This window comes from Balneola sp. EhC07, from assembly GCF_001650905.1.
Taxonomy (GTDB): domain Bacteria; phylum Bacteroidota; class Rhodothermia; order Balneolales; family Balneolaceae; genus Balneola.
The window spans coordinates 21,146-27,697 of record NZ_LXYG01000005.1; the positions used below are offsets into that span (position 1 = coordinate 21,146).

Sequence of the window (6,552 nt, forward strand, 5' to 3'; positions counted from 1 at the left end):
GGCTCGTTTTTTGCATAGGCGTAACGCATAAGAGAAACATTATAAAAGACAGAAGGACCTACCATTATGGAGGGCAATTTTTCAAGTAAAGTTAGAGACGTAATTCAATTCAGCAGAGAAGAAGCACTGCGTTTGGGTCACGACTACATTGGCACTGAACATCTCATTCTGGGTATTGTACGATTAGGCGATGGAGTTGCGATTCGGATTCTTAAAAATTTAGATTGCGATCTTTTCAAATTAAAAAAGACTATTGAAGATACAGTAAGAGGAACAGGTGGTTCCGTTACTGTGGGTAATATTCCACTCACTAAGCAAGCTGAAAAAGTATTACGGATTACTTATTTAGAAGCAAAACTCTATAAAAGTGACACCATTGGCACAGAGCATTTATTACTGTCACTTTTAAGAGATGATGAAAACATAGCTGCTCAAATCTTGCAGCAATTCAGCGTTTCTTATGATTCTGTTCGTGAAGAGTTAGATCTTATTATCTCCGGAAAAACCAGAGATGAAGATTTAGATTCTTCATCCCTTTCTGCAAGCGTTGCGCCTTCAGGAGGATCACAAGGTTCCGGAAGCTCTAGAGAAAAGAAAATGGAAAAATCAAAAACACCGGTCCTCGATAACTTTGGTCGAGACCTCACTCAAATGGCTATTGATGGGAAATTAGATCCGATCATTGGTCGTGACAAGGAAATTGAACGAGTAGCTCAGGTGTTGAGCCGTCGTAAGAAAAACAATCCTGTTCTTATAGGTGAACCGGGAGTTGGTAAAACTGCTATTGCCGAAGGATTGGCCGACAGAATTATAGAAAGAAAAGTATCTCGTGTGTTATACGACAAACGAGTGATCGCTCTTGATCTGGCTGCGTTGGTTGCAGGTACAAAATACCGCGGTCAGTTTGAAGAACGCATGAAAGCGATCATGACAGAACTTGAGAAAACAGATAATGTAATTCTGTTTATTGATGAGCTACATACTATTGTTGGAGCAGGTGGAGCCAGTGGCTCACTGGATGCTTCAAACATGTTAAAACCGGCTTTGGCTCGTGGAGACATACAAGCTATCGGAGCAACTACTTTGAACGAGTACCGTCAGTTTATTGAAAAAGATGGTGCACTCGAGCGTAGATTCCAAAAGATCATGGTCGATCCAACAACTCCGGAAGAAACCATTGAGATCTTAAAGCAGATCAAACCAAAGTATGAGAAGCATCATGGTGTTCGTTACAAAGATGACGCCATTGAAGCTTGTGTTTCATTGACCGACCGATATGTAACTGATCACTTCTTACCGGATAAAGCTATTGATGCTCTGGATGAAGCAGGCGCAAGAGTTCACTTATCGAATATCACCGTTCCAAAGCATATCATTGATCTGGAAGAACAAATAGAATCCACAGGTCATGACAAAAACAGCATGGTTAAAAAACAAAGATTTGAAGAAGCTGCTCGTTTGCGAGATACTGAAAAACGCTTGATCGAAGATCTTGAAGTTGCACAAAAGGAATGGGACAAAGAATCTGAAAGCATTTTATTTGATGTGGAAGAAGACGATGTTGCTTCTGTAATTGCAATGATGAGCGGTGTTCCTGTAAACAAGATCAGCCAGAATGAAGGACAGAAACTTCTGAAAATGAAGGAAAGTCTTGCAGGAAAAGTGGTTGGACAAAGCGAAGCTATTATTAAGCTTACCAAAGCAATTCAAAGAACCCGTGCCGGATTGAAAGATCCTTCAAGACCAATTGGTTCATTCGTATTTTTAGGACCAACCGGTGTTGGTAAAACAGAACTTGCTAAAGTACTCGCCAAATATCTCTTTGATAAGGAAGATTCTCTGATACGAGTTGATATGAGTGAGTATATGGAGAAGTTCTCCGTTTCCAGATTGGTTGGAGCGCCTCCGGGCTATGTTGGATATGAAGAAGGCGGAATTCTTACCGAGAAAGTTCGTCGCAAGCCGTATAGTGTAGTTCTTCTTGATGAGATCGAGAAAGCACATCCTGATGTATTCAATATATTACTTCAGGTATTAGATGATGGGATCCTTACTGATAGTTTAGGCAGAAGAGTTGATTTCAGAAATACAATTATAATCATGACTTCAAATATCGGAGCGCGTGATATCCGCAACCTTGGAAAAGGAATCGGATTTGGCGGACCGGACGAAGGTACTTTTGATTATGCTAAAATGAAGTCAACCATTCAGGATGCTCTGAAAAAAGTATTCAATCCGGAATTCCTGAACAGAATTGATGATGTTATCACATTCAAACCTCTTGAGAAACAAGATATCTTTGAGATCATCGACATTATTTCTGACGAATTATTCACCCGAATCCAGCAAATCGGATATACCGTTGATATCACCAAAGGAGCGAAGGAATTCATTACCGATAAAGGTTTTGATCCTAAATACGGAGCCAGACCTCTTAAGCGTGCGATTCAAAAGTACATTGAAGATCCGTTAGCCGAAGAGCTTCTGGAAAACAAAAAAGAGGAAGGTTCAACCATAAAGATCAAAATGAATAAGTCCAGAGATGGTTTAGAATTTGATTGGACCAAACCTGACCCCAAAACGGTTAAGGAAAAAGAAACCAAAGACTCTGAAGAAGAGGACGCTTCTAAGGAAGCCAAAAAAGAAGCTTAATGCTATTAAAAGCCTCATCATTTGATGAGGCTTTTTTTTATGCTCTTTAGAAACTTGCTTTCAAATTCAGATCTTTGTTCATACCTGTAATGGTATAATTGAATCTGCTGTTCTTGGTCATTGTGACCTTATCCAAATCATCTATCTGAACAGATCCTGAATATTCCTGGCTAGCAATTTTTCTGGTTGCCACGTTTATAATTCTTACTTCAATATCAGATAAAGTAGTTCCGTTCAAATCTCCTGTTAGGCCAATAATAGTCTGATCTGATGCGCTGTAATTCGCAAACTGAAGTGTTCCGTTTCTGAAACTGCTGCTACCAATTCTCTCACCACTTAGTACATTATATACTGCCACTCTTCCTTCTGAAAAAACGGTTAAAGTAGAGCCGCTTCCATATAAATTCAGTCCTTTTACTTTTCTGTCAAAAGTTATTTTCCTGATCTCATTACCGTAGCGATCCATGATCGTGATTTCATCATCACTTCCTTCTTTACCGGAAGCAATGGCAATGAATTCACCTGACTCCGATACACGGACGGCTCTGATCTCCTGATCTGCTTTATAAAAAATATCCCGCTCCGAATTTTCTAACTCTATCACTTTGGCTCGCGAACCTCTTTTATCACCATTTCTAACCTGAGGATTGTAGAGTACAATGGTTTTACCCATCGGATCTGTGGCCAGTTCAGAAATCTTTTCCCCGTCCTCACTATTTGAACTGTTAGAGATCGGGCGAATTACGCTCCCAAAAGAATCAAATAACACAAAGTTAGCAATGTTTTCACGAACAATATATGCTCCATTTTGCAATGGATAGATCTTAAATGAAGGATCATCACTTACAGAATTAAATTTACCGGAATTAATTACCGCACCATTTGGCTCCATAATCTGTATCACATTGGAGCTTATTTCCCCCTTTAGAAATGATGAGCCGGAGGAGCTCTCAGATATACTCAACGATTGACTAAAAAGTGAGGAGGATAATAATCCCGCTAAAAAAATAAGTGGAAAAGTTTTCATAAATATTTCAGAAGTTAATTCGTACCAAAGAACGGGATTTTTAAAGAATATTTCTGCTTTTCCTCGCCCTTTTTTGCAAAATGTCTATCTTTAGGAAACTTCAAAATAATTGATTCATGAAATATCACCTTATTACCGGTGGATGCGGCTTTGTTGGAAGAAACTTTGTTAAGCGCCTCCACTCAACTACGAACGATACTATCCTTTTTATTGACGATCTCTCGGTTGGAACTCATCCGGCTACCTGGCTTCCTGATGGAACTCCGTCACGCACAGAGAACGGGCTCGAGTTTTTTGGTGAAGATGAAAGAATGATATTTCTGAAACAAGACGCCCGATATTTTATCCGTGAAATGCTGGACGATCAGGAATACATCAAGAAAACATACAAGCTTGACGTTACTTCTTTTGAAGATGTATTTCACTTTGCAGCAATTGTGGGCGGTAGAGCAAAGATAGACGGTGATCCAATGATGGTAGCTCTCGATCTTTCCATTGATGCTGAATTCTTCCTTTGGGTTTGTCGACAAAAGCCAACTCGTGTTCTTTATCCGAGTTCAAGTGCAGCGTACCCTGTTGATCTTCAAACCGAATCTGATGCAATTGCCCTTTCTGAAAGCGATATCGATTTCAAAAAAATGGGTCAACCTGACATGACTTACGGTTGGTCTAAATTAACCGGTGAATATCTGGCCAGCATTGCTGCGGAGTATTATGATGTTTCTGTAACGTGTATCAGACCTTTCAGTGGCTATGGAGAAGACCAAGACCTCTCCTACCCTGTTCCTGCTATCGCTCGTCGTGCAGCACTAAAAGAAAATCCTTTTGAAGTTTGGGGAACCGGAAAACAAGGCCGAGATTTTGTTCATATTGATGATGTGATGGATTGTACCTTGCTCGCTATGGATCATATAAAAGATGGTAGTGCGATCAACATTGGAAGTGGAAGACTTACAACTTTCTTAGAACTCATTGAAGTGTTTACTTCTTTCGCTGATTACTCACCGGTGATCAAAACGCTTCTCGACAAACCGGTTGGTGTTCATTCCAGATATGGAAAAATGGATTATGTAAAAGAACGATTAGGCTGGGAACCGAAATTATCTCTGGAAGAAGGTATGCGTCGGGTGTATGATGTAGCCGTTAAAAAATATACTTAAAAGAAATGCCTGTAATTGTTTGCTTTGGTCCGGGCCCTAAATTCAAGGGCGGGATTTCCAATTATAATACTTCGTTAGCCAAGACTTTCGATAAAGATCCTGAAAATGAAGTACATATTGTCTCCTGGACTAATCAGTATCCTTCTATTATTCCCAGAGAGTTCATTGATAAATCCAGCCGTTCCGATTTTATGGAAGGCACCAATATCAAAATTGAGTATCTCACCAATTATAACAATCCGTTAAGCTGGAAGAAAACTGCGAAGTATATCAAGTCGCTTAATCCGGACAAAGTGATCTTCCAGTGGGCAATTTCTATTCAGGGCTTACCGATGGGATCGATCGCCAAATGGTTGCAAAAAAACTCTGACGCTGAGATCATTTTCGATCTGCATTTTGTAGTTCAGAAAGAAGGAAGTACCATTGATGAGCGTTTTACTAAAATGGGAATCAAACATGCAGATACCTACATAGCTCATGCTTACAAAACAGTGGATGAGCTAAAAGCATTGCTTCCTGAAAAAGAATTTTCGGTTAATGAAACCGGTGAAAGATCTCAGGATGATTCAACTACAGTTATTAAGTTATTTCATCCTGTATATGATCTTTATCAACCCGATCCGCAATTTGATTTTGAAAAGTTTAAACAGGATCTGGGTCTCAAAGAAAATGTATTTTTTTATTTCGGATTCATCCGGAAATACAAAGGCTTGCATAATGCGATCAGAGCATTTAAAAAAGTAGCAGAACAACGAGATGACGTTTCCTTTTTAATTTGTGGAGAAGAATTCTGGGCTACTTTGGATACTTCTAAATTATCCACCAAAATAAAACGCGGCTTATTTGGCATTGCTCAGAAATTATTCCTCAAGAATAAAGAAAGCGAACAGGATTACCGACCGTTATCTCTGGTTGAAGAGCTGGATCTACAGGATAGCACCGTGGTTAAAAGTGAATTTATTCCCAACGAAGATGTACACAAATATTTTCAAGTGGCAGATTGCAGTGTGTTATATTATTTAACAGCAACACCTTCCGGAGTAGAATCTCTAACCTACAACTTTGGATTACCGATCTTGGCAACCCGAGTAGGACATTTTCCCGAAACTATTCAGGATGGTTTCAACGGATATTTGGCGGAACCGGAAGATATCGACTCCATGGCTGAGCAAATGTTGAAGTATTTGGAACTTCCACTACCGTCAGAAAACGTATATAAATCTGCTTCAAAAATGAGTTGGGATAATTACGTAACGGCTATTCTGGCTGATTAAGTAACATCTTGAAAAATTTACAAAATAAAGTTCAATTTTAGGTGGTAATGGTACAGAGAAAACCTTATCTTTGTTGCCTTTCCAATTTTGGAAAATCGGGGAGTGGCGCAGCCCGGTAGCGCATTCGCTTTGGGAGCGAAGGGTCGCAGGTTCAAATCCTGTCTCCCCGACAATTATTGACGTAATGAAATGAGCGCCCGTAGCTCAACTGGATAGAGCAATTGCCTTCTAAGCAATAGGTTTCAGGTTCGAGTCCTGACGGGCGTACTACACTAGTTTAAACAAGGCGACATGGCCGAGTGGCTAGGCAGAGGTCTGCAAAACCTCGTACGGCGGTTCGAATCCGCCTGTCGCCTCACTTTACATGTTGCACTATTTGACATATTGATCTTAAATGCCGCGTTCGTCTAGGGGTCCAGGACGCCGCCCTTTCACGGCG

At 40.1% G+C, this 6,552-nt stretch carries 4 protein-coding genes and 3 tRNA genes; 6 read left to right on the plus strand and 1 reads right to left on the minus strand.

Translation table 11 applies throughout. From position 1 onward, the window contains the following. The first annotated feature begins 66 nt into the window (after nucleotides 1–66). Nucleotides 67–2,652: an ATP-dependent Clp protease ATP-binding subunit gene (locus A8B79_RS03055; RefSeq protein ID WP_066217823.1), complete on the plus strand. Its 2,586-nt coding sequence runs from the start codon at nucleotides 67–69 to the stop codon at nucleotides 2,650–2,652. A gap of 46 nt (nucleotides 2,653–2,698) precedes the next feature. On the opposite strand, the gene A8B79_RS03060 is transcribed toward A8B79_RS03055, so the two are convergent. Next, nucleotides 2,699–3,556, minus strand: coding sequence for a hypothetical protein (locus A8B79_RS03060; RefSeq protein ID WP_153038333.1), 858 nt, complete (start codon nucleotides 3,554–3,556; stop codon nucleotides 2,699–2,701). Nucleotides 3,557–3,795: 239 nt separating this feature from the next. Between A8B79_RS03060 and A8B79_RS03065 the strand changes: the two genes are divergently transcribed. The 5 genes from A8B79_RS03065 (at nucleotide 3,796) to A8B79_RS03085 (ending at nucleotide 6,469) form a co-directional block, all read left to right on the plus strand. Next, nucleotides 3,796–4,839 (plus strand): NAD-dependent epimerase/dehydratase family protein, encoded by a 1,044-nt coding sequence (locus tag A8B79_RS03065; RefSeq protein WP_066217825.1) that lies wholly within the window; start codon nucleotides 3,796–3,798, stop codon nucleotides 4,837–4,839. A gap of 5 nt (nucleotides 4,840–4,844) precedes the next feature. Beyond that, nucleotides 4,845–6,113 carry a glycosyltransferase gene (locus tag A8B79_RS03070; protein ID WP_066217827.1) on the plus strand — a complete coding sequence of 423 codons (1,269 nt, stop codon included), beginning with the start codon at nucleotides 4,845–4,847 and terminating at the stop codon, nucleotides 6,111–6,113. A gap of 96 nt (nucleotides 6,114–6,209) precedes the next feature. After that, nucleotides 6,210–6,283 (plus strand) — tRNA-Pro (locus A8B79_RS03075). 23 nt (nucleotides 6,284–6,306) lie between these two features. Beyond that, nucleotides 6,307–6,380, plus strand: a tRNA-Arg gene (locus tag A8B79_RS03080). Between the two features lie 18 nt (nucleotides 6,381–6,398). Further along, nucleotides 6,399–6,469 (plus strand) — tRNA-Cys (locus A8B79_RS03085). The last annotated feature ends 83 nt before the right edge of the window (nucleotides 6,470–6,552 follow it).

Bases quoted from the DNA above. Each gene is read 5' to 3' on its own strand.
- A8B79_RS03055 (WP_066217823.1), top strand. From the start codon at position 67: ATGGAGGGCAATTTTTCAAGTAAAGTTAGAGACGTAATTCAATTCAGC.
- A8B79_RS03065 (WP_066217825.1), top strand. From the start codon at position 3,796: ATGAAATATCACCTTATTACCGGTGGATGCGGCTTTGTTGGAAGAAAC.
- A8B79_RS03070 (WP_066217827.1), top strand. From the start codon at position 4,845: ATGCCTGTAATTGTTTGCTTTGGTCCGGGCCCTAAATTCAAGGGCGGG.